Source organism: Actinocorallia sp. API 0066, from assembly GCF_020991275.1.
GTDB lineage: Bacteria > Actinomycetota > Actinomycetes > Streptosporangiales > Streptosporangiaceae > Actinocorallia.
Genome location: NZ_JAJLQY010000002.1, coordinates 1 through 23,923, shown reverse-complemented (window position 1 = coordinate 23,923; position 23,923 = coordinate 1). Strand labels below are relative to the sequence as shown.

Annotated in this window: 23 protein-coding genes and 1 pseudogene; 15 read left to right on the top strand and 9 right to left on the bottom strand. The window is 71.7% G+C overall.

What is annotated here, in order from left to right:
• The first annotated feature begins 222 nt into the window (after positions 1-222).
• From LO762_RS04905 to LO762_RS04890, 4 genes are read left to right on the top strand one after another with little or no spacing between them, the layout of a single operon-like run.
• On the top strand, positions 223-2,505 hold the full coding sequence (locus LO762_RS04905) for a nitrate- and nitrite sensing domain-containing protein (protein WP_230612901.1): 2,283 nt from the start codon (positions 223-225) through the stop codon (positions 2,503-2,505).
• Positions 2,502-2,924 (top strand): roadblock/LC7 domain-containing protein, encoded by a 423-nt coding sequence (locus LO762_RS04900; protein WP_230612900.1) that lies wholly within the window; start codon positions 2,502-2,504, stop codon positions 2,922-2,924. The genes LO762_RS04905 and LO762_RS04900 overlap by 4 nt, the downstream gene beginning before the upstream one ends.
• Entirely contained in the window at positions 2,921-3,385 is a 465-nt protein-coding gene (locus tag LO762_RS04895; protein WP_230612899.1) for a DUF742 domain-containing protein, read from the top strand. The genes LO762_RS04900 and LO762_RS04895 overlap by 4 nt, the downstream gene beginning before the upstream one ends.
• Positions 3,366-3,953: an ATP/GTP-binding protein gene (locus tag LO762_RS04890; RefSeq protein WP_230612897.1), complete on the top strand. Its 588-nt coding sequence runs from the start codon at positions 3,366-3,368 to the stop codon at positions 3,951-3,953. Before LO762_RS04895 ends, LO762_RS04890 begins: the two co-directional genes overlap by 20 nt.
• A 28-nt stretch (positions 3,954-3,981) precedes the next feature.
• Here the strand turns inward: LO762_RS04890 and LO762_RS04885 are convergent, their stop codons facing one another.
• Both LO762_RS04885 and LO762_RS04880 read right to left on the bottom strand, forming a co-directional pair.
• Positions 3,982-4,695, bottom strand: a complete 714-nt coding sequence (locus tag LO762_RS04885) for a hypothetical protein (protein ID WP_230612895.1) — start codon at positions 4,693-4,695, stop codon at positions 3,982-3,984.
• A gap of 149 nt (positions 4,696-4,844) precedes the next feature.
• A complete protein-coding gene (locus tag LO762_RS04880) occupies positions 4,845-5,426 on the bottom strand; it encodes a TetR family transcriptional regulator (protein WP_230612892.1) in 582 nt (193 codons plus the stop codon).
• 118 nt (positions 5,427-5,544) lie between these two features.
• On the opposite strand from LO762_RS04880, the gene LO762_RS04875 reads away from it, so the two are divergent.
• Genes LO762_RS04875 through LO762_RS04860 form a run of 4 tightly spaced genes read left to right on the top strand, consistent with a single transcriptional unit; the run spans position 5,545 to position 8,207 of the window.
• Positions 5,545-6,714, top strand: coding sequence for an alkane 1-monooxygenase (locus tag LO762_RS04875; protein ID WP_230612889.1), 1,170 nt, complete (start codon positions 5,545-5,547; stop codon positions 6,712-6,714).
• Positions 6,711-6,875 carry a rubredoxin gene (locus LO762_RS33360; protein WP_230612887.1) on the top strand — a complete coding sequence of 55 codons (165 nt, stop codon included), beginning with the start codon at positions 6,711-6,713 and terminating at the stop codon, positions 6,873-6,875. The genes LO762_RS04875 and LO762_RS33360 overlap by 4 nt, the downstream gene beginning before the upstream one ends.
• Positions 6,872-7,054, top strand: coding sequence for a rubredoxin (locus LO762_RS04865; RefSeq protein WP_230612886.1), 183 nt, complete (start codon positions 6,872-6,874; stop codon positions 7,052-7,054). Before LO762_RS33360 ends, LO762_RS04865 begins: the two co-directional genes overlap by 4 nt.
• Positions 7,047-8,207, top strand: coding sequence for an FAD-dependent oxidoreductase (locus tag LO762_RS04860; RefSeq protein ID WP_230612885.1), 1,161 nt, complete (start codon positions 7,047-7,049; stop codon positions 8,205-8,207). The genes LO762_RS04865 and LO762_RS04860 overlap by 8 nt, the downstream gene beginning before the upstream one ends.
• A gap of 135 nt (positions 8,208-8,342) precedes the next feature.
• On the opposite strand, the gene argG is transcribed toward LO762_RS04860, so the two are convergent.
• The 3 genes from argG to LO762_RS04845 form a co-directional block, all read right to left on the bottom strand.
• The gene (gene argG, locus LO762_RS04855) at positions 8,343-9,755 is read right to left on the bottom strand and encodes an argininosuccinate synthase (protein WP_230612883.1); all 1,413 of its coding nucleotides are present in this window, start codon (positions 9,753-9,755) and stop codon (positions 8,343-8,345) included.
• A 53-nt stretch (positions 9,756-9,808) separates the two neighbouring features.
• Positions 9,809-11,005, bottom strand: a complete 1,197-nt coding sequence (locus LO762_RS33355) for a helix-turn-helix domain-containing protein (RefSeq protein WP_230612881.1) — start codon at positions 11,003-11,005, stop codon at positions 9,809-9,811.
• A 101-nt stretch (positions 11,006-11,106) separates the two neighbouring features.
• Positions 11,107-11,982, bottom strand: coding sequence for a dienelactone hydrolase family protein (locus LO762_RS04845; protein ID WP_230612880.1), 876 nt, complete (start codon positions 11,980-11,982; stop codon positions 11,107-11,109).
• A gap of 251 nt (positions 11,983-12,233) precedes the next feature.
• Here LO762_RS04845 and LO762_RS04840 point away from each other — a divergent pair, with 251 nt between their 5' ends.
• From LO762_RS04840 to LO762_RS04825, 4 genes are all read left to right on the top strand, one after another.
• Positions 12,234-13,409, top strand: coding sequence for a CdaR family transcriptional regulator (locus tag LO762_RS04840; protein ID WP_230612878.1), 1,176 nt, complete (start codon positions 12,234-12,236; stop codon positions 13,407-13,409).
• Between the two features lie 101 nt (positions 13,410-13,510).
• Entirely contained in the window at positions 13,511-14,185 is a 675-nt protein-coding gene (locus tag LO762_RS04835; RefSeq protein WP_230612876.1) for a TetR/AcrR family transcriptional regulator, read from the top strand.
• Positions 14,182-15,096 (top strand): ABC transporter ATP-binding protein, encoded by a 915-nt coding sequence (locus LO762_RS04830; RefSeq protein ID WP_230612875.1) that lies wholly within the window; start codon positions 14,182-14,184, stop codon positions 15,094-15,096. Before LO762_RS04835 ends, LO762_RS04830 begins: the two co-directional genes overlap by 4 nt.
• Positions 15,093-16,712: an ABC transporter permease gene (locus LO762_RS04825; RefSeq protein ID WP_230612873.1), complete on the top strand. Its 1,620-nt coding sequence runs from the start codon at positions 15,093-15,095 to the stop codon at positions 16,710-16,712. Before LO762_RS04830 ends, LO762_RS04825 begins: the two co-directional genes overlap by 4 nt.
• 48 nt (positions 16,713-16,760) lie before the next feature.
• Here the strand turns inward: LO762_RS04825 and LO762_RS04820 are convergent, their stop codons facing one another.
• Positions 16,761-17,906, bottom strand: a complete 1,146-nt coding sequence (locus tag LO762_RS04820) for an NDMA-dependent alcohol dehydrogenase (protein WP_230612871.1) — start codon at positions 17,904-17,906, stop codon at positions 16,761-16,763.
• Between the two features lie 388 nt (positions 17,907-18,294).
• Between LO762_RS04820 and LO762_RS04815 the strand changes: the two genes are divergently transcribed.
• Both LO762_RS04815 and aspT read left to right on the top strand, forming a co-directional pair.
• The gene (locus LO762_RS04815; protein ID WP_230612869.1) at positions 18,295-19,935 is read left to right on the top strand and encodes a bifunctional aspartate transaminase/aspartate 4-decarboxylase; all 1,641 of its coding nucleotides are present in this window, start codon (positions 18,295-18,297) and stop codon (positions 19,933-19,935) included.
• Positions 19,932-21,617: an aspartate-alanine antiporter gene (gene aspT / locus LO762_RS04810; RefSeq protein ID WP_230612868.1), complete on the top strand. Its 1,686-nt coding sequence runs from the start codon at positions 19,932-19,934 to the stop codon at positions 21,615-21,617. Before LO762_RS04815 ends, aspT begins: the two co-directional genes overlap by 4 nt.
• A gap of 47 nt (positions 21,618-21,664) precedes the next feature.
• On the opposite strand, the gene LO762_RS04805 is transcribed toward aspT, so the two are convergent.
• From LO762_RS04805 to LO762_RS04795, 3 genes are all read right to left on the bottom strand, one after another.
• Positions 21,665-22,069, bottom strand: a complete 405-nt coding sequence (locus LO762_RS04805; protein ID WP_230612867.1) for a glyoxalase/bleomycin resistance/extradiol dioxygenase family protein — start codon at positions 22,067-22,069, stop codon at positions 21,665-21,667.
• 80 nt (positions 22,070-22,149) lie between these two features.
• Entirely contained in the window at positions 22,150-22,365 is a 216-nt protein-coding gene (locus LO762_RS04800) for a hypothetical protein (RefSeq protein WP_230612866.1), read from the bottom strand.
• Between the two features lie 480 nt (positions 22,366-22,845).
• Positions 22,846-23,247, bottom strand: coding sequence for a VOC family protein (locus tag LO762_RS04795; RefSeq protein WP_230612865.1), 402 nt, complete (start codon positions 23,245-23,247; stop codon positions 22,846-22,848).
• Between the two features lie 326 nt (positions 23,248-23,573).
• On the opposite strand from LO762_RS04795, the pseudogene LO762_RS04790 reads away from it, so the two are divergent.
• Positions 23,574-23,923: pseudogene (locus tag LO762_RS04790) on the top strand (IS607 family transposase); the annotation flags it as partial.

Sequence of the window (23,923 nt, the reverse complement as noted above, 5' to 3'; positions counted from 1 at the left end):
GGCGTTCCCTGCACCGGGCCCACGCGAGTCTGCCACACCGGCCCACCGAAATGTCGTATCCGTCACTGCTCCGGGGGAGGGTTCTGCCCGGCTGGGTGTTCTCACCACGGGCGGCGTGGCGCGGTGACGGGAGCTGTACGGGTGGAACACGGCGGGGCAACAGGGGAGTAACCCGGCGGGCCTAGCTTGCGGCGTCATGAAGAGCGAACGCCGGGGACGGCGATGAGCGGGCGGCGACGGGCCGGGGCGACGCCGCCCGCCGGGACGCCGGTCCTGCCGGGGGCGTCCGACGGGGCCGGGCGGAAGCGGCGCGCGGGCGGGCTGCGCACCATCCGGGCGCGGATCGCGGTGATCCTCGCGGTGCCGACGCTGCTGCTCGTCGTGCTCGCCGCCGTCGGGGTGTTCGGCCAGCTCGGCGTCGCCAGGGACGCGGAGGCGACGGCCGGGAACGTCGAGCTCGTCCTGTCGGCGCAGGAGCTGGTGCACTCGTTGCAGCGTGAACGCGGGCTCAGCGTCGGCCTCGTCGGCGGCGAGACGGGCTACCGCGACCAGCTCGACCAGGTGCGCACCGCGTCGGACACGGCACGTGCCTCGCTCGACGCGCTGCTCGTCGGCACCGGCTCGGCCGACGCCGTCCGGATCCGCGCCGCGCTCGCCACGTCCGAGCGGCTCGCCCCGACGCGCAGCGCCGTCGACGCGGGCCAGACCACCAAGGCCGAGGTGTTCGCCTTCTACACCGACGCGATCTCCGCGCTCGACGGCGCGGCGTTCGCGGGCGGCGTCGGCCAGGACGACCCGAGGCTGCGCGCCGGCCTGGCCGCCCTGCGCGCGCTGAGCGCGGGCAAGGAGGCGACGGCCCAGGAGCGCGGCTCCATGAACGGCGTCTTCGCGACGGGTTTCTTCAGCAAGGGCGAGTACACGCTCGTCGCCGAGATCCGGGCCGCCCGGATCGCCGCGTTCGCGGAGTTCGTCAGGGTCGCCGAACCGGCGTGGGCGCAGGCGTTCTCCGCCGCGCAGCGCAGCCCGCAGGCCACCACCATGCTCGCGCTGGAACAGCGGGCGCTGGCCAACCCGACCGCCAAACGCCTCAACGTCACACCGGAGAACTGGTGGAACGCGGCAACCGTGTTCATCGACGGCCTCCACGAGGTGCAGCGGACCGTCGCCGACGCCATCCGAGACCGCGCCACCGAGGTCAAATCCGAGGCGCGGACCACCCTCTTCCTGTACGCGGGCGGGGCGGCGGTGATGCTGCTCGCGGCGTCCGGGCTCGGCCTCATGACGTTCCGGTCGATCATCAGGCCGCTGCGGATGCTCACCGCCGAGGCACACGACGCGGCCGAACGGCGGCTGCCCGGGGCCGTCGCGGAGATCCAGGCCGCCGACGACCCCGGCGGCGTCGTCCTCGACCACACGACGTCCACGCTGGCCAGGCGGGACGACGAGTTCGCGGAGGTCGCCGCCGCCCTCGACAACCTCCAGGAGACGGCCGTCCGGCTCGCCGTCGAACAGGCCGTGATGCGGCGCAACACCGCCGAGTCGCTCGCCAACCTGGGCCGTCGCAACCAGAACCTGGTGCGCCGCCAGCTCGGGTTCATCTCCGCCCTGGAGAAGGAGGAGACCGACCCGAACCAGCTCGCGAACCTCTTCGAACTCGACCACCTCGCCACCCGGATGCGGCGCAACGCCGAATCGCTGCTCGTGCTCGTCGGCGAGCACAGCCCGCGCCGGTGGAGCGGCTCGATCCCCGTCGGCGACATCCTGCGGTCGGCGTTCGCCGAGGTCGAGGACTACCGGCGGGTCGTGCTGCGCCGGGTCGACGACGGCCTGGTGCGCGGCACCGTCGCCGCCGAGATCTCACACCTGCTCGCCGAACTCGTGGAGAACGCGCTGTCGTTCTCGCCGCCCGACCACGAGGTCGAGGTTTCGGCGCGGGCCACCGGCACCGAGTACCACATCGCGATCGTCGACCAGGGCATCGGCATGACGCCCGACGCGCTCGCCGAGGCCAACGCGCGGCTCCGGGGGCAGCAGAGCTTCCTGATGCAGCCTACCCGCGACCTCGGACACTACGTCGTCGGCAGGCTCGCGGCCCGGCTCGGCGTGCGGGTGTGGCTGCACGAGTCGCCGCTGAACGGCGTCACCGCGCGGATCGTGCTTCCCGGCGCGATGCTCACCGCACCCGAGGCGCGGCCCGAGCCGGAACCCGCGCTCGTCGGGGCGGCGCCGCCCGTCGACAGGGCCGTCGCGGGGCGGTTCGCGCCGCCCTCGGCCGCGCCCGCCGGGCGGACGGCGGGCGGGCTCGCCAAACGGCCGCCGCGCAGTCCCGGCGGCCACCGCCGCACCCCGCCCGAACCGTCCGCCGCGCCGCCGCCCGCCGCCGACCGGACGCCCGGCGAGGTCAAGTCCATGCTCGACAGCTTCCGGGCCGGCTACCAGCGGGCCGAACACCAACGCGACACCGACCAGCGCGACACCGGTCACCAAGGGAGAACCGACCCATGACACAGACCGTCTCCGACGTGCAGTCGTTCACCTGGCTGCTCGCCAACTTCGTGCGCGGCACGGACGGGGTCGCCGACGCCGTCGCCGTCTCCTCCGACGGGCTCCTCATGGCCAGGTCCGAGGGGCTCGACCGCAAGGGCGCCGAACGGCTCGCCGCGATCGTCTCCGGCATGACGAGCCTCGCCCGCAGCGCGTCCCGCCAGTACGGGTTCGACGGGATGAAACTCGTCATGGTCGAGATGCGGCGGGGCTTCCTGCTCGTCTCGTCCATCTCCGACGGGAGCTGCCTGGGCGTCGTCGCGACCTCCCAGTGCGACCTCGGGCTCGTCGGCCACGAGATCGCCCTCCTGTGCGACAGGTTCGGCGCGCTCCTCACCCCGCAGATCGTCGCCCAGCTCAAGCACGAGGCACTGCGGTGAACGGCTGGGACGACACCGGGCCGCGGCTGCCCGACCCGCGCATGGTCGAGATCCGGGAGGAGCCGCGCCGCGCCGTCCTACCCGGCTCGCCTACCGTCGCCGTGCCTACGGACGACGCCCTGGACGAACCCGGCTCGATCGTCAGGCCGTTCATCGTGACGGGCGGCCGGACCCGTCCCGTGGACGAACGGCTCAGGGTGGAGCAGCTCATCAGCGCCGCGCCCGCCGCGCTGTCCGCGCCGCTCACGTTCGAGCGCCGCCAGATCGTCCGGCTGTGCCAGCGGCCCGTCTCGGTGGCGGAGGTCGCCGGCCGGCTCGGCGCGCCCGTCGGCGTCGTCCGGGTCCTCATCGCCGACCTCGCCGCCGAGCGGCTCGTCACCGTCCATGACCCGCTGGGCCCGCACGACCTGCGGTCCAGGGAACTGCTGGAGAGGATCCGTGATGGCGTCCGCGCCCTCTGAACCGTCTGCTTCCGTCGCCGTCTCTCCGCTGTCGGCGAAGATCATCATCTCGGGTGGGTTCGGTGTCGGGAAGACCACTTTTGTCGGCGCGATCTCGGAGATCGAGCCGTTGACCACCGAGGCGGCGATGACCGACGCGGCCGTCGGCATCGACGACACGACAGGCGTCGAGCGGAAGACGACAACAACCGTGGCGTTCGACTTCGGCCGCATCACCCTGGACCGTTCCCTGGTCCTCTACCTGTTCGGCACGCCCGGCCAGGAGCGGTTCGCCTTCCTGTGGGACGACCTCATCGAGGGCGCGATCGGCGCCGTCGTCCTGGTCGACACCCGCCGCGTCGACCAGTGCTACCCGTCCCTGGACTTCTTCGAGGACATGGGCATCCCCTTCGCCGTCGGCGTCAACCAGTTCCCCGACGCCAAACACTTCGACCTCGCCGAGATCCGCGAAGCCCTCGGCCTCCCCACCCACATCCCCCTCGTCCCCTGCGACGCCCGAAACCGCGCCTCCGTAAAATCCGTCCTCCTAGCCCTCCTCGACACCGCCATCACCACCACCCCGAACTGAGCCCCGGGGTCCTGGCGGGGCGCGGGCGTCAGCGCCGGAAGCCCCGCGACGGGTCGCGCGGCGACGACCCGCCGTAGAAGGCGCGGAACCACGCCTCGGGCCGCAGATCGCCGACCCCGAACGACTGGTTGAGCGCGTTGCCCGGATTCTGGACGCCGGCGAACCGCACGTCGAACAGCATCAGAATGTCGTGGTCCTCGAAGAGGCAGTCCGACCAGAGGTTCCAGTCGTGGTCCCCCGGATGTTCGGGGAGCGCGGACAGGGAACCGGCTTCGCCGTCGTCCTCGTCGGCGTCCTCTTCGAGTTCGAGCTGTCCGGGCGCCCGCGCCAGCGCGAGGTGCAGCGCCATCTCCTCGGCCGGGCACCGCGGCACCGGCCACCGCCCGCGCGCGAGATCCCCGGCGAGGTCGTCACAGGACCTGGCGAACCTCCGCCGCCACTCCGCGTCCTGCCCCCAGGTGAGTTCCGGAAGCTCGCCGAGAACCCTCCAGAACTCGTCCTCGTCCACGGCTTCGCTCCCGTGGTCGCCGACATCGTCGTACACCTCGTCGGCCAGGAGTTCCAGCACCGCGTGAAGCACCAGGGCGGTACGCGGCGTGAGCCACGCTTCCGCGCAGATCTCACAGTCCTCGTCGCCGCACGCGCAGGTGGGGACCACGAACAGCTTGGCGAAGTCCGGCATGTCCCCGTAGGGGGTCTTGATGCGAGGGGGCGGCTCCTCGGGCGCGCCGAGCGGATTCACGCGTTGCCCGTCCGGCCGAAAGGCACACGGAAACCGGTTCGGGAGGTCTGGGACATGCTGCGTCACTCCGGGGGAGGCGATCGGGAACCCTCGTGGGTGACGGCGATGCTACCGGGCAGCTCCGGACAGATCCGGGGGTTTCGGGAATTTCAGGATTGGTGGGGGTCGGGGAGGAGGGCTATGCGGGAGAGGATGCGGGCTAGGCGGGTGGCGGTGAGGTCGGGGGGGAGGGTGGGTTGGACGATGTGGCTGACGGTGAGGCGGACGACGGTTTCGACGGCGAGGGCTCGGGACTCCGGGTCGATCTCGGGCCAGGCGTCGGCGCCGTAGGCGTCGAGCATCGTCGTCGCCGTGTCGAGCAGGGGCTCGGAGCGGGTGGTGAGGTGGGCGATGAGATCGTCGTCGCCGCCGCGTGAGCTGGTGAGGATGCTTTTCACCAGGGGGTTGTCGGCCGCCGTCCGCAGGGTGAAGAGGACGGCGGCCTCTACGGCGGCGTGGGGATCGGAACGGTGGGCGTCGAACTGCTCCTGGACGCCCAGGAGGAAGCGGTCGACCTCGCGCATGACGAGGGCCTGGCCGATGGCGTCCCTGGTGCCGAACTCGGAATAGACCGTCTGCCTGCTGACGCCCGCCGTGGCGGCGATGTGCGACATGCGGAGCCTGCTCCAGCCGTCCACGGTGACCCGCTCGTAGGCGGCGTCGAGGAGCCGCTCGCGGAGCAGCGATCTCACGGATTCTCGGTAGCGCGTCATCGCTCCCCCAGCATAGCGATCCGTCCAGACTCTTGACACTCTAACCATGAAGTGTCTATTTTCCGGACAGATCCTCAAAAAGTGTAAGGAGAGGCGCATGGCTGCGGTCAGTGCCGGACGCGGGTCGGAGACGACCTGGCGGGACCCGAAGAAGTACCTGTGGCTGCTCGGCCTGTTCGTCCCGAGCTTCCCGTTCCTCTCGTGGGGGCTCGTCGAGGGGACGGGGCTCGGCGTCTTCTGGTGGTCGGGGATGATCCTGCTGTTCGGGCTCTTCCCGATCCTCGACCAGCTCATCGGCAAGGACTCCGCGAACCCGCCGGAGAGCGTCCTGGCCTGGCTGGAGGAGCAGAAGTACTACAGGTGGTGTACGTACCTGTTCCTGCCACTGCAGTACGCGGGGCTGATCCTGGGCTGCCTGGTGTGGACGTCGTCCGCCTACTCGGTCGCCGACAAGATCGGGTTCGCGCTGACGATCGGCGTCGTCGGCGGGTTCGGCATCAACACCGCGCACGAACTCGGCCACAAGAAGGACGAGTTGGAGCGCTGGCTCTCCAAGATCGCCCTCGCGCAGACGGCCTACGGCCACTTCTACATCGAGCACAACCGCGGCCACCACGTCCGCGTCGCCACCCCCGAGGACCCCGCCAGCTCCCGGCTCGGCGAGACGTTCTGGGCGTTCCTGCCGCGCAGCGTCTGGGGCAGCTTCCGGTCCGGCTGGGAGCTGGAGAAGGCACGGCTGGCCCGCACCGGACGCGGCCCCTGGACCCCGCGCAACGACGTCGTCAACGCGTGGCTCATGACGCTCGTCCTGTACGGCGCGCTCACGCTCGGCTTCGGACCGGCGATCCTCCCGTACCTCCTGGTGCAGGCGGTCTTCGGGTTCTCCCTCCTTGAGGTCGTCAACTACCTGGAGCACTACGGCCTGCTCCGGCAGCGCCTGGACAGCGGCCGCTACGAGCGCTGCACGCCCCGGCACAGCTGGAACAGCAACAACATCGCCTCCAACGTGCTGCTCTACCACCTGCAGCGGCACAGCGACCACCACGCCAACCCCACCCGCCGCTACCAGGCGCTCCGGCACTTCGACGAGGCACCCGAACTGCCGTCCGGCTACGCCACGATGATCGTGCTCGCCTACTTCCCGCCGCTCTGGCGCCGCGTCATGGACGGCAGGGTGCTCGCGCACTACGCCGGCGACGTGACGCTCGCCAACATCCAGCCGTCCCGCCGCTCCCGCGTCCTGGGCAGGTACGGGGCCGCCGCGTGACCACGTACGTGTGCCCTGTCTGCGACTTCGCTTACGACGAATCCGTGGGGGCCCCGCGTGAGGGATTCCCCGCCGGGACGCCCTGGGCGGACATCCCTGAGACATGGTGCTGCCCCGACTGCGGGGTCCGCGAGAAGCCCGACTTCGAGGAGGCCAAGTGAGCGAGTACAAGGTGTGGGAGTGCCTCGTGTGCGGGTTCGTCTACGACGAGGCCGAAGGGTGGCCCGACGAGGGCATCGCGCCCGGCACCCGGTGGGCCGACATCCCCGACGACTGGTCCTGCCCGGACTGCGGCGCCGCCAAGTCCGACTTCCAGATGGCCGAGGCGGCCCGTGCCTGACGTCCGCACGATCGTCATCGCGGGGACGGGGGTGGCCGGTGCGACGGCCGCCCTCACCCTGCGCAAGGAGGGCTTCGACGGCCGCGTCGTGCTCGTCGGCGAAGAACCCCACCTCCCCTACCGCCGTCCGGCCCTGTCCAAGGACGTTCTTCGCGATCCCGCCCAGACAGGTCGGATCTGGCTGAAATCCGCTGCGGCCTGGGAGTCCGAGAACATCGAACTCCTCACCGGCACCCGGATAAGCACCTTCGACACGGACACCGTCTCCTTCGAAGACGGCCGGGCGCCCCTCCCCTACGACCGTCTTCTCCTGGCCACCGGAAGCAGCCCCCGACCCCTCCCCTGGCTGTCGGAGGCGGACGGGCCGGTGGTGGCGTTGCGGTCGCTGGCGGACGCCGAGGCGTTGCGGGCGCGGCTCGTGCCGGGGGCGTCGCTCGTCGTCGTCGGGGCCGGGCTCGTCGGGCTTGAGGTCGCGGCGACGGCGCGTCAACTCGGCTGCGAGGTGACCGTGCTGGAGGCGGGGGCGCGGCCGCTGGCGCGGGTGCTCCCAGCGGAGCTGTCCGAGGCCGTCACGGCGCTGCACCGGGCGCGCGGCGTCGCGGTGCACACGCGGGTGGCGCTGCGCGGCGCGTCGCCGCTCGCCGACGGCAGGGTCGCGCTCCACGACGGGGACGGCAGGTCGTGGCTGGCCGACACGGTCCTCGTCGCGGTCGGCACCAGGCCGCGCACCGAGCTCGCCGAACGGGCCGGGCTGCGCGTTGAGGACGGGATCGTCGTGGACGCGTACGGGCGCACCTCGATGCCGGGCGTCCACGCGGCGGGCGACGTGGCACGTTACCCGTCAGGAGGCGGCCTCGTGAGGGGCGAGCACTGGAGCCACGCGCAGGACCACGGTGCCGCTGTCGCCGCCGCCCTCCTGGACGGCGGCAGCCCCTACCGGGCGCTCCCCTGGTCGTGGACCAACCAGTACGACGTCACCCTCCAGATCTGCGGCGACCCCACCTCGCCCGACGACCTGCGGATCGACGGCGACCCCACGACCTTCGATTTCACCGCCGTCGCCCACCAGGCGGGCCGCCCGGTCGGCGCCGTGGCCGCCGGTCGCCCCGCCGAGTTCCGCCGCCTCCGCACCACCCTGACCCCGACCCCCTGATCGTCCGACGCCGGCCGATTCGCGCCCGTCCGGCCCGGACCGCCCCGTCCCCCGGGACTACCGCACCGTCCCGGGGGCGGGGCACCCCGCACGTCAGGAGCCGTTGGTCGGCCAGGCAGATGACCCCGCTCCCGCTCAGTCGGTGCCGGACTCCAGGGCCGCGTGGTCCAAGGGGGTGGGGGTGCTGGGGGGGTTGTCGGAGGTGGCGATGGTGGGGGCGCCGCCCGGGGAGAGTTGGCCCAGGAGGGTGGTGAGCGGGGCCGGGTGGGTTTGGGCGGTGTACTGCTCCAGTTTGCTGCGGGAGTCGGCGATGTCCAGGTTGCGCATGGTGAGCTGGCCGATGCGGTCGTCGGGGCTGAACGCGGGGTTCTGGGTGCGCTCCATGGAGAGCTTGTCCGGGTGGTAGGAGAGGTGCGGGCCCTGGGTGTCGAGGATGGAGTAGTCCTGGCCCCGGCGCAGCCGGACGGTGACGCCGCCCGTGACGGGGTAGCCGACCCAGCGGTGCAGTCCCTCGCGGAGCATCAGGGCCTGCGGGTCGAACCAGCGGCCCTCGTAGAGGAGACGGCCCAGCCTGCGCCCGTCGACGTGGTAGGTGGCCACGGTGTCCTCGTTGTGGACGGCGTTCAGCAGCCGCTCGTAAGCCAGGTGCAGGAGAGCCATCCCGGGCGCCTCGTAGACGCCCCGGCTCTTGGCCTCGATGACGCGGTTCTCGATCTGGTCGGACATGCCGAGCCCGTGCCGTCCGCCGATCGCGTTGGCCTCCCGCACCAGCTCGACGGCGGAGGCGAACGCCACTCCATTGATCCGCACCGGACGGCCGTGCTCGAACTCGACGGTGACGTCCTCGGCCGGGATGTCCACCTCCGGGTCCCAGAACGCCACGCCCATGATCGGCGACACGATCTCCATGGACGCGTCCAGGTGCTCCAGCCGCTTGGCCTCGTGGGTGGCGCCCCACAGGTTCGCGTCGGTGGAGTACGCCTTCTCGGTGGGGTCCCGGTAGGGCAGGTCGCGTTCGGCGAGCCAGGTGGACATCTCGTGCCGGCCGCCGAGCTCCGCGACGAACGCCCGGTCCAGCCACGGCTTGTAGATCCGCAGCCCGGGGTTGGCCAGCAGCCCGTACCGGTAGAACCGCTCGATGTCGTTGCCCTTGAAGGTCGAGCCGTCGCCCCAGATGGAGACGTCGTCCTCGTGCATCGCCTGCACCAGGAGGGTGCCGACGACGGCGCGGCCCAGGGGCGTCGTGTTGAAGTACGTCTGCCCGGCCGACCTGATGTGGAACGCGCCGCAGGCGAGCGCCGCCAGGCCCTCCTCGACGAGCTGGGCGCGGCAGTCGACCAGCCGCGCCTTCGCCGCCCCGTAGGCGAGGGCGCGGGACGGCACGGCGTCGAGGTCCGGTTCGTCGTACTGGCCGACGTCGGCGGTGTAGGCGTAGGGGACGGCGCCGCGCTCGCGCATCCACGCGACCGCGACGGAGGTGTCCAACCCGCCGGAGAAGGCGATGCCGACACGTTCACCGACCGGCAGCTCGCCGAGGACCTTAGACATGCGGCTCATCCTACGGACAGCCGTCCGCTGGTCGGACGTGTGAGGCGCCCGCCCTACTGGTCGGGGCGCTCGGTCATGAGGTGGTGGTGGAGGGCGAGGTGGTATTCGAGGCGGTGGTCGGGGTCGCGGATCTCGGGCCCGAAGAGCGAGTCGATGGTCCGGATGCGGTAGCGGACGGTCTGGTGGTGGACGGTAAGGCGGGCGGCCGCCTCCTGTGGCTGGAAGCCGGTCTCCAGGAGGGCGAGGAGCGTGCGGGCAAGGGTGTCCCGCTGCCTGGGACGGACGCTCTCCAGCGGCGCGAGCCGGGACGCCGCCAACTCGGCCAGCAAAGCGGGTTCCTCCGCTATGAGAAGCAGAGGCACATGATCGAGCGCGATCACAGGGGTGTCCGCCGGGATCAGACCCCGCGCGACGAGTGAGAGCGCGCGGCCCGCCCACCGGTGCGAGTCGGCCAGCGCCGTGATCGGCCGGGTCGGCCCCAGCGCCGCCGTCCAGTCGGCCAGGGCGCGGGTCAGGGACGCGCGGCGGCCGGGCCCGTCCGGGTCGGGCACGATCAGGCAGGGCTCGGGCAGGTGCAGCCCGGACAGCGCGTCGGTGGGGACGCGCGGGGGCAGCGGCGAGTCCGGGTCGCGGCGGCGCAGCGTGACGACGGCGGCGGTCGCGGGCACCGGCCAGCCGACCCGCACGGCGAGGTCGTGCACCGCCTCCTGCTCCGGGTCCGGGCCGAGCAGGAGGTCCACGAGGCGGCGGCGGAGTTCCTTGCGCCGTCCCTCCGGCCCCGCCTTGGCGTGGCCCTCGTGCAGCGCCACCATGATCGTGTTCTGGAAGCCGAGGACCTTCTCCGCGACGCGGCCGATCACGGCGGGCGTGATGCCGGGCACCGTCATGGCGATCTCGGTGAACCTGCGGAACGCGACGCCGGTGCCGATCCGGAAGCCCGTCTCCCACAGCTCGGGCGGACGGCCCTCCAGGGCCTCCCCCTCGCCGATCTCGCGGAAGAACGCGAGCATCTCCTCCACGGGCGCCTCGTCGTCCTCGATGAGGTCGAGGAACTGGGCGTTCGACCACTCGCACATCAGCACGAGCGTCTCGTGGTACCGGGGGTCGTGCGGGCGCGCGTACTCGGGCACCTGCGCCGCGATCTCGCGGGCGCTCTCCCGCGCCACGTCGGCGTTGTGCTCGCGGAGCACCTTGAGGACGGCCGCCGTCGTCTCGTCGGACAGGCCCCCGCCGATCAGGCGATAGCGCACGCTTCCTCCCGGTCCCCGCCGAGCGCCACAAACTACCAGTCGCGGGCGCGCGGGGGCCCCGCCGGACGGTGTCCGCGCGGGGCCGGGGGTGCGGGGCGGGGTCATCCGGCCGGGCAGACCGCCTCGTAGTGCTTGACTCCGGCGATCGAGTTCCCGGTGGCCGGGCAGAAGAACCGGTCGTAGCGGGTGTCGCCGTCCACGTACCGCTTGAGCCAGGCGACGGAGTAGCGGAAGATCCGGTCGTCGTGGTCGAGCGGCGTGAAGTGGTGCGCGTCCTTCAGTTCGAGGAACGCCTTGTTCTTCACGTTCTTCAGGCCGCGGTAGTACGGCTCGCCCATCGTGGCGGTCGGCGCGACGACGTCGAGGTCACCGCTGATGACGAGCTGCGGCACCGTGTTGCTTTCGAACGTCGAAGGGGACACCACCTCCCACGGCTCGATCGCGACGGCGGCCTTCAGGTCGGGCCGCTCCTTGGCGACGTGCAGGGTGGCGCCGCCGCCGAACGAGTAGCCCATGACGGCGAGTCTCGCCGGGTCCACCCTGTCCCTGACGGGGCTGCGCTTCACGAGGTGGTCGAGCAGCGCGAGCTTCTCGTCGGCCCGGACCGTCGGCCCCTCGAAGATCGACTTCGGCTCCATGACGGCGACGACAAAGCCCTGGGAGGCGATGCGGGGGCCGTAGAACTCGAACTGCGCGGCGTTGTTGAGGAAGCCGCCGATCATGGTGACGGCGCCGAACCGCCCTTCCCGTGTCGTCTTCGGGTAGTAGGCGATGGCCTTGGTGAAGCCGGGCCCGGTGAAGACCGTCTTCGCCGTCGCGTAAGGGCCCGTCTTGGCTGTCAGGGTCGCCTCGGTGGGATCGGGGCCGCGCCTGTGCCCTGCGCCTTCGGCCGTCGCGGGCGCCACGGGCAGGACGACCGCGGCGAACGCCGTCACCGCGGCCAGGACGCGCAGACGGCGTCCGAACGTGCTCCTCATTGTGGGATTCCTCTCATCGGGGTGGGAAGGTGAGAGGAAGTCTGCGTAAGCGGACCCTTTTCGGCTTAGTCCGTCGTGCGCCGAATTTCCGTGCCTGTCTTGTCAGTGCCGCCGTGACTTCTGCACCGGATGAGTGCCCGAGCGTCCGGTCTGTCACGGGGGTGAGTTGATCGGCGGGGGCGGCGCGGTGCTTACTGTGGTGCCGGTCTCCCGCCGGCCGCCGCCGCGCGTCCGCGTCCGGAAGGAGCCCCATGTCAGCGCCACCGCGCGCCGTCGCCGCCCGGCTCCGGCCGCACGCCGGGGCCGCCGTCGCGGAGATCGAGCGGGAGATCAGGGCACACGTCCCGGAGTACGTGGAGGACGACGGCGAGGACACCCTCCACCGGGCCGTCAGCGCCACCACCGCGTGCTTCCTGGACGCGCTCGACGGCGGCGGCGCGGGCACCGCCCTCACCGACCTGTACGCCGCGCTCGGCGCCGAGGCCGCCGCGCGGGGGCACGGCCTCGAACCGCTGCGGGAGGCGCTGCGGGTCGGCGGGCGGGTCGCGTGCCGCCGCCTCATCGCCGACTCCTACCGGCTCGGCTGGCCGCGCGATACGCTCACCGGCCTCACCGACGCGCTGTTCCGGCTGGAGTCCGAGGCCGCCGACGCCGCCGCGCGCGGCCACGCGAGGCAGCGCGCGAGCCAGGGCGCCGACCTGGGCGGGCACCGGGCGCGGCTGCGGGACGCGCTCGTCACGACGCCGCGCCCCGACCTCGTCACCCGTTACGCGGCGGCGGCCGGCTGGACCGTGCCGCGCGCCCTCGCCGTCGTCGCGCTGTTCCCCGACGCGCGGATCCGGCCGCGCATCATCCCGCCCGACGTGCTCGCCGACTGGGACGCGCCCGTCCCCTACCTGGTGCTGCCCGACCCGGACAGCCCCGGCGCCGACCTGCGGCTCGCCCAGCTCACCGGACGGCGGATCGCGGTGCTCGGGCCGACCGTGCCCGTCACGGGCGGGCCGGTCTCGTTCCGGTGGGCCCGGCAGGCCGTCACGCTGGTGGAGCGCGGCGTGCTGCCCGCCCGGCCGCTGACCCGCTGCACCGACCACCTCGCGACGCTCGCCGCCTCCGCCGCCGACGACCTCGTCGCGCTCACCGGGGCGCGGCTGCTCGGGCCGCTGCTGGACCTGCCGCCCGACCGGGCGCTCCCGCTGCTCGACACGCTCGCCGCCTACCTGGCCTGCGGCAACAACGCGACGGCGACGGCGCAGCGGCTCTCGCTGCACAGCCAGACGGTCCGCTACCGGCTGCGCCGGATCACCGACCTGACCGGCCGCGACCTCGACGATCCGGACGCGCGCCCGGACATGATGATCTTGACGCACTGGGCCCGGCTGCTGCTCCGCGCCGGCGAACCACCGGTCTTCTCAGCCACCGGCCCCTGAGCGCGTTCGCTTTCGCCGGGGTGGGGCTGGCTGTTCGTCAAGGGTCTTGGTTGGCCGGTCGGGGTTGCGCTCCGCTATTAAACAAGCGTTTAATCGGTACCATGAGCGGGACGGGCGAGGGCGACCGGACGGCGGCGCGGATCCTGGACGCCGCCGTCGACAGGTTCGGGCGGGACGGCTTCGGGGTCGGGATCAGGGCGATCGCCGCCGACGCCGGGGTCTCCCCCGCGCTGGTGATCCACTACTTCGGCGGCAAGGACAGGCTGCGCGCCGCCTGCGACGCGCACGTGCTGGCGGCGTTGGCCGCCGAGAAGCACAGGTCGGCGACGGACGGCACGGCGGCGGGCCTCATCGCCCGCCTCGCCGAGATCGAGGGCTTCGCGCCGATGACCGCCTACATCCTGCGCAGCCTCCGGGAAGGCGGCGACCTCGCTCGCGCCTTCATGGAGCAGCTGATAGCCGACTCCACCGCCTACCTGGAGGCGGGCGTCGCCGCCGGTGTGATCAGGCCGAGCCGCGACCCCGTGGCCCGCTCCCGGATGCTCTCCTACCAGGCGGCGGGCTCGATGGTCCTGTGGCTCACGCTGCACCCCGAGTACGCCGAGCCGGACGCCTTCGCGCGCGGCCTGAACGCCTTCGTCACCGAGACGATGGTGCCCATGCTGGAGGTGTACGCCGAGGGGCTGTACACCAACCCCGCGCTCCTGGAGGAGTACCTCTCCCAACTACCCGACACCTCAAGCTCCAGCTCCAGTTCTAGCGAGGCGGAATCATGACCCCTGCCATCGACGTCCGGGGGCTGCGCAAGTCCTTCGGCAAGGCGACGGCGCTCGACGGGCTCGACCTGTCCGTGCGCCCCGGCCACGTCCACGGCTTCCTCGGCCCCAACGGCGCCGGAAAATCCACGACCATTCGGGTGCTGCTCGGCGTGCTGCGCGCCGACGCGGGGCACGTCAGGCTGCTCGGCGGCGACCCCTGGGCGGACGCCGTCGCGCTGCACCGCAGGCTCGCCTACGTGCCGGGCGACGTCGAGCTGTGGCCGAACCTGTCCGGCGGGGAGGCGATCGATCTGCTTTCGCGGCTGCGTGGTGGCGCCGACGCGGCCCGTAGGGACGAGCTGTGCCAACGCTTCGACCTCGACCCCACCAAGAAGGGCCGCACCTACTCCAAGGGCAACCGCCAGAAGGTGGCGCTTGTGGCGGCGCTCGCCGCTGACGTCGACCTGCTCATCCTCGACGAGCCGACCTCCGGCCTCGACCCGCTCATGGAGGCCGTCTTCCAGGAGTGCATCCGCGAGGCCAAGGCGGCGGGCCGCACCGTGCTGCTGTCCAGCCACATCCTCGCCCAGGTCGAGACGCTCGCCGACGAGGTGTCGATCATCAGGCACGGCAGGGTCGTGGAGACCGGCACCCTCGCCGACCTGCGCCACCTCACCCGGACGACGGTCGCCGCGACGACCGAGCGGGACGCGTCCGGGCTCGCCGCGCTGCCCGGTGTGCACGGGTTCCGGATGGAGGACGGCGAGGTCAGGTTCGACGTGGACGGCGCGCACCTGGACGCCGCGGTGCGCGGGCTCGGCGCGCTGGGCGTCCGGGCGCTCACCGCACGCCCGCCGACGCTGGAACAGCTCCTGCTCCGCCACTACGGCGACGAACTCGCGGGCGTCCCCGAGGGGGCCGCCCCGTGAGCACCGCCGCGACCCTCACCGGCACCGGCACCCTCCTGCGCTTCCTCCTGCGCCGCGACAGGATCAGGCTGCCCGGCTGGACGCTCGGGCTCGCCCTGCTCATGGCGTACTTCAGCTCCGCCGTACGCACCGTCTTCGCCGCCCCGGAAGATCTGGAGAGCTTCCGTGGGTATCTCGACAGCCCTGCGGGCGCGCTCTTCGGCGGGCCCTCCTTCGGCGAAAGCGAACTCACCGTCGAGCGGTTCATCGCCGGGGAGTACCTCCTGACCCTCCTGGTCGCCGCAGGGCTGATGGGACTCCTGACCGTCACCCGGCACACCCGCGCCGAGGAGCGCGCGGGCCGGGCCGAGCTGGTGCGCGCCGGGGTCGTCGGCCGGTCCGCGCAGCTCACCGCCGCGCTGGCGCTCACCGCGGCGATGAGCCTCGCGGTGGCGGCGCTCATCGCGGCGGTGCTGCTGAGGTCCGGCTTCGACGCCGCCGGGTCGGTGCTGTTCGGCGCGTCGGTGGGCGCGGTCGGGCTGGTGTTCGCCGGGGTCGGCGCGGTCGCCGTCCAGCTCTCGGCGTATCCGCGCGCCGGGTCGGCGACGGCGGGCGCGGTGCTCGGGGCGGCGTTTGTGCTGCGCGCGCTGGGCGACGCCGCCTCCACCCAGGGCGGCGGCCTGTCCCGGCTGTCGTGGGCGTCGCCACTGGGCTGGTCACAGCAGACGGCGCCGTACGTGCACGACCGTTGGTGGCCGCTCGGGCTTTCGCTCGCCTTCACCGCCGCGTCCGTCGCGCTCGCCTACCGGCTCGCCGGACGCCGTGACCTCGACGCCGGGCTCATCCCGCCGCGCCCCGGCCGGGCGCACGCGCCCGGCTGGCTCCGCGACCCGCTCACCCTCGCCTTCCGGCTCCAGCGCGCGAGCCTGCTCGGCTGGACCCTCGCCCTGCTCGTCGCGGGCGCCGCCTACGGCGCGTTCACCCGGCCCCTGGTCGAGGGGTTCGCCGACGCGCCCGCCGACGTCCTCGCCCTCCTGGGCGGCGCCGCGAACCTGCTGCGCGGCTACCTCGGGCTGATGGGCCTGACGATGGCGCTCCTCGTGTCGGTGTTCGCCGTCCTCGCCGTCCAGGCGGTGCGGGCCGAGGAGACGTCGGGCCGCGCCGAGCCCGTGCTGGCCACCGCCGTCGGCAGGACCGCGTGGCTCGGCGGGCACCTCGCCGTCGCCGCGCTCGCCGTGCCGTGGCTGCTGCTCGTCGCGGGCCTGGCCACCGGCGCGGGCGCCGCGCTCAGCGCCGACGACCCGGGCCTGGTCCTCGACACCGCGCTGGGCCACCTCGCGCACACCCCTGCCGTCTGGTTCGTCCTGGCCGTCTCCGCGCTCCTGTACGGGGCCGTGCCGGGCGCCCTGCCCGCCGCCTGGGCGCTGCCCGCCTACGGCCTCGTCACGGGCTACTTCGGCGATCTGCTCGGCCTCCCCGAAGCCGCCGCCGCCCTCTCGCCCTTCGCCCACACCTGCCAGTACCCGCTCGAACCCGTCAACCCCCCCGCGCTGGCCGTCCTGCTGGCCCTCGCCGCCGCCCTCACCCTCGCCGCGCTGCGCGCCTTCCGCGCCCGCGACCTGCGCACCACCGCCTGAGACGGCCTGAGGAGGGGCCCGGCCGAATGGCCGGGCCCCTGGAGAGCGTCAGTAGGTGATGACGCCCCGGATGTTCTTGCCGTTGCGCATGTCCTCGTAGCCCTGGTTGACCTCGTCGAGGCTGTAGGTGTTGGTGACGAGCTCGTCCAGCTTCAGCCTGCCCTCCTCGTAGAGGCGGAGCAGGCGCGGGATGTCGCGGCGCGGGTTGGCGTTGCCGAAGATGCAGCCGACGAGTTCCTTGCGCTGCATCGACAGGTCGAACAGGTTGAGCTTGACGTCCTCCTGCAGGATCGGCGCGACCGCCGTGACGACGCCCCGGCCGCCCTTGGCGACCATGCCCATCAGCGGGCCGATGAGATCGCCGGTGGCCACCGAGGTGGTGAGGATCGCCTTGTCGGCCATCGCCCCCCACGTCAGCTCGCCGACCTTCGCCATGGCCTCCTCGATCGAGGCGGCGGTGTGCGTGGCGCCGAACTCCAGCGCCCGGTCCCGCTTCCAGTCGACGAGGTCGACGGCCAGGACGTGCCGGGCGCCCGCGAGCGCCGCGCCCTGGACGGCGTTCATGCCGATGCCGCCGAGCCCGATGACGACGACCGTCTCCCCCGCCCTGACGTCGGCGGCGTTCACGGCCGAGCCCCAGCCGGTGGTGACGCCGCAGCCGACGAGCGCCGCCTTGTCCAGCGGGATCCAGTCGTCGATCTTGACGCAGGACGTCTCGCTCACCACGGTGTACGGGGCGAACGTCCCGGTGCAGGCCATGATGCCCAGATCCGTCCCGTCAAGGGAGTGGTGCCGCGCGGTCATGTCGGTGATCTGGCGCCCGGCCAGGATGTACATGCCCAGGTCGCAGAGGTGCTGCCGGCCGCGCGCGCACGACGGGCAGCGCCCGCAGGCCGGGATGAAGGACAGGACGACGTGATCGCCCTCCTTCAGGGTGGTCACGCCGGGACCGACCTCGACCACCTCACCCGCGCCCTCGTGCCCGCCGATGATCGGGAACTGCTGGACGCCCATCAGCTCGGAGATCTCCGGGCCGAGGACCATGTCACCGGTGACGAGGTGCTCGTCGGAGTGGCAGAGGCCCGAGGCCGTCAGTTTGATCTTGACCTCGCCGGCCTTCGGGTCGTCGAGCTCGATGTCCTCGACGCTCCACGCCGCGTTCTGTTCCCACAGGATCGCTGCCCGAGTCTGCATGTGTTCCCCTTTCGGGGGTCGGACCGTCGTGGCAGTCGCGCTCGCGCCTTTGACGCGGCTTCCCGACAGGTGCGCTGGTTTGGCTTTCAGGTCCTCACTGCACGAGGGATCGCCGCGCCTGGACCGGCCCGTCACCGGGTCGCGGTCCCGAATTCCACTCGGTCGTCAAATCGGCACCTCCATCAAGGGGGCGGCAGGAGGCCGTTGCCCGGAAGCATGTCACGTTCCGGACCATGGCTTCAATATCAAAACGCGGCGCCCGCACAGCCAGGCTACCCGGCCCTGTGCGGCCGCCCTGCCGGAGCTTGACCCGGCCTTGCCGGTGAGCCGCCGGTCCCCGGGAGAGGAACCCCTCGGTGGGTGCGGGCACGGATCACGGGGGTACCGGATGGCGAACAAGGGCGACGGCGTCAGCAGGGACCGGGAGCGGCGGCTTGAGGAGCTGAGCCCGTTCGAGCTGAAAGACACACTCATCGGGCTCGCCGAGGAGGGCGACCGCAAGAGCGCCGCCGCGCTCCTCAACGCGGGCCGGGGAAACCCCAACTGGATCGCCACCGCGCCACGCGATGCCTTTGTGCTGCTCGGCGGCTTCGCGCTGGCGGAGGCCCGGCGCGCCTGGCACGAGGGCGACGGCCTGGCCGGGATGCCGGGACGCGACGGGATCGCCGGTAGGTTCGCCGCCTACCTGGACGAGCACCGTGACGCGCCGGGGGCCGCCCTGCTCAGCGCGTCCGTCGCCTACGGCCGGGACACGCTCGGGTTCGACGCCGACGCCTTTGTGCACGAGCTGGCCGACGGGTTCATCGGCGACACCTACCCGACGCCGCCCCGGATGCTCGCGCACGCCGAGAGGATCGTGCACGCCTACCTGGTGCGGGAGATGTGCGCGGGACGGGAGCCCGCCAGGCCGTACGACCTGTTCGCCACCGAGGGCGGGACCGCCGCCATGTGCTACGTGTTCAGGTCGGCCGTCGTGAACCGGATCCTCCACCCCGGCGACCGGATCGCGCTGATGGTCCCGATTTTTACCCCTTACCTGGAGATCCCCCGGCTCACCGAGTTCGGATTCGACGTGATCGAGCTCAAGGCGGCGAAACGCACCCACGAGGGGCTGCACCTGTGGCAGTACGAGGACACCGAGCTGGACAGACTCCGCGACCCGTCGATCAAGGCGCTCTTCCTGGTGAACCCGTCGAATCCGCCGTCCGTGATGCTGCCGCCCGACACCCGGACGAAGATCGCCGAGATCGTGGAAACCGACAACCCGGACCTCGCGATCATCACCGACGACGTGTACGGCACGTTCGTCAACGGGTTCGAGTCCCTCATGTCGGTCCTGCCGCGTAACACCCTCGGTGTCTACTCGTTCTCCAAGTACTTCGGCGCGACCGGATGGCGGCTCGGCGTCATCGCCGTCAACCGGGACAACGTCTTCGACGAGAAGCTCGCCGAACTCCCCCTCGACGACAAACACGAGCTGGCCGAACGGTACTCGTCGCTCACCCTGGAGCCCGACAAGCTGCGGTTCGTGGACCGGCTCGTGGCCGACTCGCGCATGGTGGCCCTCAACCACACCGCGGGCCTCTCACTGCCCCAACAGGTGCAGATGACGCTGTTCGCCCTCGCGTCCCTCCTGGACACCGAGGACTCCTACAAGAAGCACTGCCAGGACCTCATCGCACGGCGCTTCAAGGCGCTCACGGACGGGCTCGGCGTCCACCCGCCCGCCGACCCCGACGCCGCCCGCTACTACGTCGAGATCGACCTCCTCTCCTGGGCGCGCAGGACGCACGGCGAGGAGTTCACCCGCTGGCTCCAGGACTCCTACGAGCCCGTGGACATCCTGTTCCGCCTCGCCGAGAAGCACTCCGTCGTGCTGCTTCCGGGCGGCGGCTTCGACGGGCCCCAGTGGTCGCTGCGCGTCTCCCTGGCCAACCTCCCGCTCACGTCCTACGAGCGGATCGGCGCCTGGCTCGCCGAGGCGGCCCGCGGCTACCTCGCCGAGTTCGAGAAGCGGGAGCGCGCGTGAGCTGGTTCCGCTCGCTGCTCCAGGGCTCCCCCGAGATCGCGCTGTTCCTCTGCCTCGCGCTCGGCTACGCCGTCGGCAGGGTCAAGGTGTGGCGACTCTCGCTCGGCGGCATCGCAGGCACCCTCATCGTCGCGATCCTCGTGGGCATGGCGGGCAAGGTCACCCTCAACGACCAGGTGAAGAACATCGCGTTCGCCCTGTTCATCTACACGCTCGGGTTCATCAGCGGCCCGTCGTTCTTCGCCAGCCTGAACCGCAGAAGCCTCCGCTACGGCGTCTTCCCGCTGATCGAGGTCGCCTGCCTCCTGATCATCACCGCGATCGCCGTCAAACTGCTCGGCCTGGACGTCGGCACCGCGGCCGGGCTCATGGGCGGCGGCGCCACCGAGTCCGCCGTCGTCGGCACCGCGACCGACGCGATCGGCCGGCTCGACCTGCCGCCGCAGCAGATCCAGCAGCTCCAGGGCAACGTCGGCACCGCCTACTCGATCTCCTACATCTGCGGGCTCATCACCATCGTCCTGCTCACCAGCCAGATCGCGCCCGCGCTCATGCGGATCGACCTGCGCGCGGAGGCCGACAAGCTGTGGAAGAAGATCGGCGGCGGCGCCGAGGACCCCGCGCGCGCACGGGCGCTCCCCGACCTCGTCGGCCGGACCCACCTCGTCTCGGCCGCCGACGGACGCACCGTCGCGGAGATCGAGAGCATGCTCGGCGAGAACACGACCGTCGAACGGGCCAAACGGCGCGGACAGCGGCTCCCGCTCACCCCCGACACCCAGGTGCGCACCGGTGACGTGCTGCTGCTCCTGGGGCCGCGTGCGGCGCTCGTGGGGGCCGACCACGCGATCGGGCCCGAGGTGCCCGCGCGGGAGATGGACTTCGACCTGGACGTCGCGCAGGTGCTCGTCACCGAACAGGTGCGGGGCGGCGTCACCCTGCGTGAGTTGAAAGAACACGTCCCGCCCGGCGCGCACGGGGTGTTCCTGACCGGGGTGTCCCGGGTGGACCAGCAGCTCCCGATGAGCCCCGACACCCAGGTGAACCGGGGCGACGTGGTGCGGCTCGTCGGGGCCCGCCCGGACGTCGCCGGCTACGCCCGCGTGATCGGCTTCCGGCTGGACACCGGCGTCAAGGCCGACTTTGTGTTCCTCGCGGTCGGCGTGGTGCTCGGCTTCCTCATCGGCAAGATCGAGATCCCGCTCGGCGCGGTGCCGCTCTCCCTCGGGACGGGCGGCGGCTGCCTCCTGTCCGGGCTGCTGTTCGGGTGGATCCGCGCCAAACACCCGACGTTCGGGCAGTACGACCCGGCCGCCGCGTCCGTCATCAAGGACCTCGGCCTGGCCACCTTCATCTGCGCGGTCGGCCTCTCGTCCGGGCCGCAGGCGGTGGAGCTCATCCGCAAGTTCGGCTTCGCCCTGCCCGTCACCGGCGTCCTCATGACGCTGATCCCGGCGACGATCTCGCTCGTCGTCGCCTGGCGGTTCATGCGCCTGCCCGCGCCGCTCACGCTCGGCGCGGTGGCGGGCCAGCAGTGCTCCACGCCCGCGATCACCGCCGTCCAGGGGGTCGCGGGCAACGCCACGCCGCTCATGTCGTACACGATCGTGTACGCGCTGGCCAACGTTGTGCTGCCGCTGCTCGGCCCGGTCGTCGTCGCGATGGCGCACGCGCTCGGCTGACGCCGGGCGGCCCGCGCGGAGCACCGCACGGGCTGCCGGGCGCCGGGTCAGAAGATCGGGGTGAGGAACACCCAGAGGTGGTGGAACGGGTCGGTGAGGATCGCGCAGCGGGCCCCGTAGTCCATGTCCTTGGGCGCCTGGTCGAGCCGCGCCCCGGCGGCGACCGCCCGCTCGACGAGCGCGTCCACGTCGTCGACGTAGACGTGCAGCCCCACGGTCGGGCTCCCCGGCCGCGGCGCGCCGAACGGCGGGCCCGCGTCGGACAGCATCAGCGTCGAGCCCGCGACGCTGATCTCGGCGTGCCCGACGCGCCCGTCCGCGTCCAGCAGCCGGAACAGCTCGGTGGCCCCGAACGCCCGCTCATAGAACGCGATCGCCGCGTCGGCCCCCTCGACCGCGATGTGCGGGATCACCGACTCCCGATAGTGCTCGGGCGCACTGGCAGTGGCCATCTCCGTTCCCCTTCCTCAAGCTCACGGAGATCCCCACGCTAGAAGCTCAACCGAACTTCAAGTCAAGCCCGCGCCGTCCGTCAGCCGAAGATCTCTTCGGCCGACGCGACCGTGCCCGCCCGCCGCACCCACGGCCGCACGATCTCAGGCTCGCTGACGGCGAGGATCCGGGCCCTGACGTCTTCGGGCACCTCGATTCCGCGCCCCTCCAGCACCAGGAGCACCGCCTCGGCCTGACCTTTGCTGAAGCCTTCCCGGGCCCAGGGGGTAGAAAGGGGGAATTCGTCCGTTTTCATGAGGTTCTCCATGAGGGTTTTGACGGCCTACGGGACGATGTTCCAGCAGCGTTCAGTGTAAGCCTGCCCGTCGGATTCGGGCAGGGCGCTGATGTAACGGAGGAATGCACGGACGACCTTTTCGTCGGTGCCGGGTGTTGAGGTCGTTGGACTCGATCCGGGCCATGGCCGTCATGGGGACGTTCACGCCGCACAGGTCGTGCAGCAGTTCCAGCGCGAACGCGGGTCTGTCGCGGAATAGCGCGTTGAGCGCGTCGGGACTCGGTGAAGGAATGCGACAGAAGTTAGCGATGGGGTCCGACAATTCTCAGGGGGTTGGTGAAAGATCCACATAATTCACCTACACCCGACATTGCAGATATCCAGCAGGATCAGCCCACAAAAACAATGGATTGCGACATTCTCGGCGTTGGCCCCTTTTGCCCAGAAAGAAAGGCCCCCTCCGTGGGGAGGGGGCCTGCCGGTCAGGGCGTCAGCGCGTCAGGGGCGGACGTAGGGGTGGGTGAGGATCTCCATGTTGTGGCCGTCGGGGTCGTCGAAGTAGGCGCCCCGGCCGCCGAAGAGGGTGTTGGTCTGGTCGGGGAGGGTGTGGGACGGGTCCGCGTAGTAGGTGACGTGCGCGGCCTCCAGGCGGGCGATCATCACGGGGAAGTCGTCGGCGGGGACGAGGAAGGCGTAGTGCTGCGGCTGGATGGGGCCGTCCGTGTGCGTGTAGTAGTCGAGCGTGACGCCGTTGCCCAGGTCGAGCGGCAGGAAGGGCCCGAAGGGGGCGCCGACCTCAAGGCCGAGGATCGAGGCGAGGAAGCGCGCGGACGCGGCGCGGTCGGTGGCGAACACGACGGTGTGGTCGAGGCGCACGCCGCCGGAAGGCTGGGATGGCAAAACGAGGGTTCCTCTCCGGAGTGGGTTCTCATGAACAGGCGCGCGAGGCGCGCCAATACATCGCGAAGGCACGGAGGGAACGGCGGGCCCCTGGCCCGCGACGGCCTCACCCGGAGGCCGGGAGCCCCGTTCGTGCGCGGCCCAAGGCCAACCCGGCAGTCACCCGACCACCCTAACCCGCTCAGCACGCCGACGCGCTAGCAGATCGCCAGGAGCAGAGCTGCTGGACAGCGAGGCGGGCTGATGTCCTGTGTGCTCCTGCTGGAGTGTTGAGCTGTTGACTGAATCATCAGTGTCCCTAGGTGTGTCTTTGGGATCATGGATGTGTGAGGTTGTCGGAGTGGGCGCGTCGGAATGGTGTGCGTTACCAGACCGCCTGGCAGTGGGCGCGGGATGGGAACATGCCCGAGATCGGTTCCGGCATGAACGGGAAGTGGGTGAAACTCACCCGCTTCCTGTCCGATCCGGACGTGTTCGGTGATCGCGGTTGAACACGGCGATCACCTGGCCTGGTTCGGGTTCGAGCACCTGCGAGCGGCGCTGTCGGCGACCGGGAGGCCGATCGTGGTCGTTGATGACATCGAGGTCGAAGACGGCCTGGTCCGGGACGTCACCGAAGTACTGGCGTCGTTGTGTGTCCGCCTGTACGGGCGTCGGTCGGTTGCGCGCCGTGCGG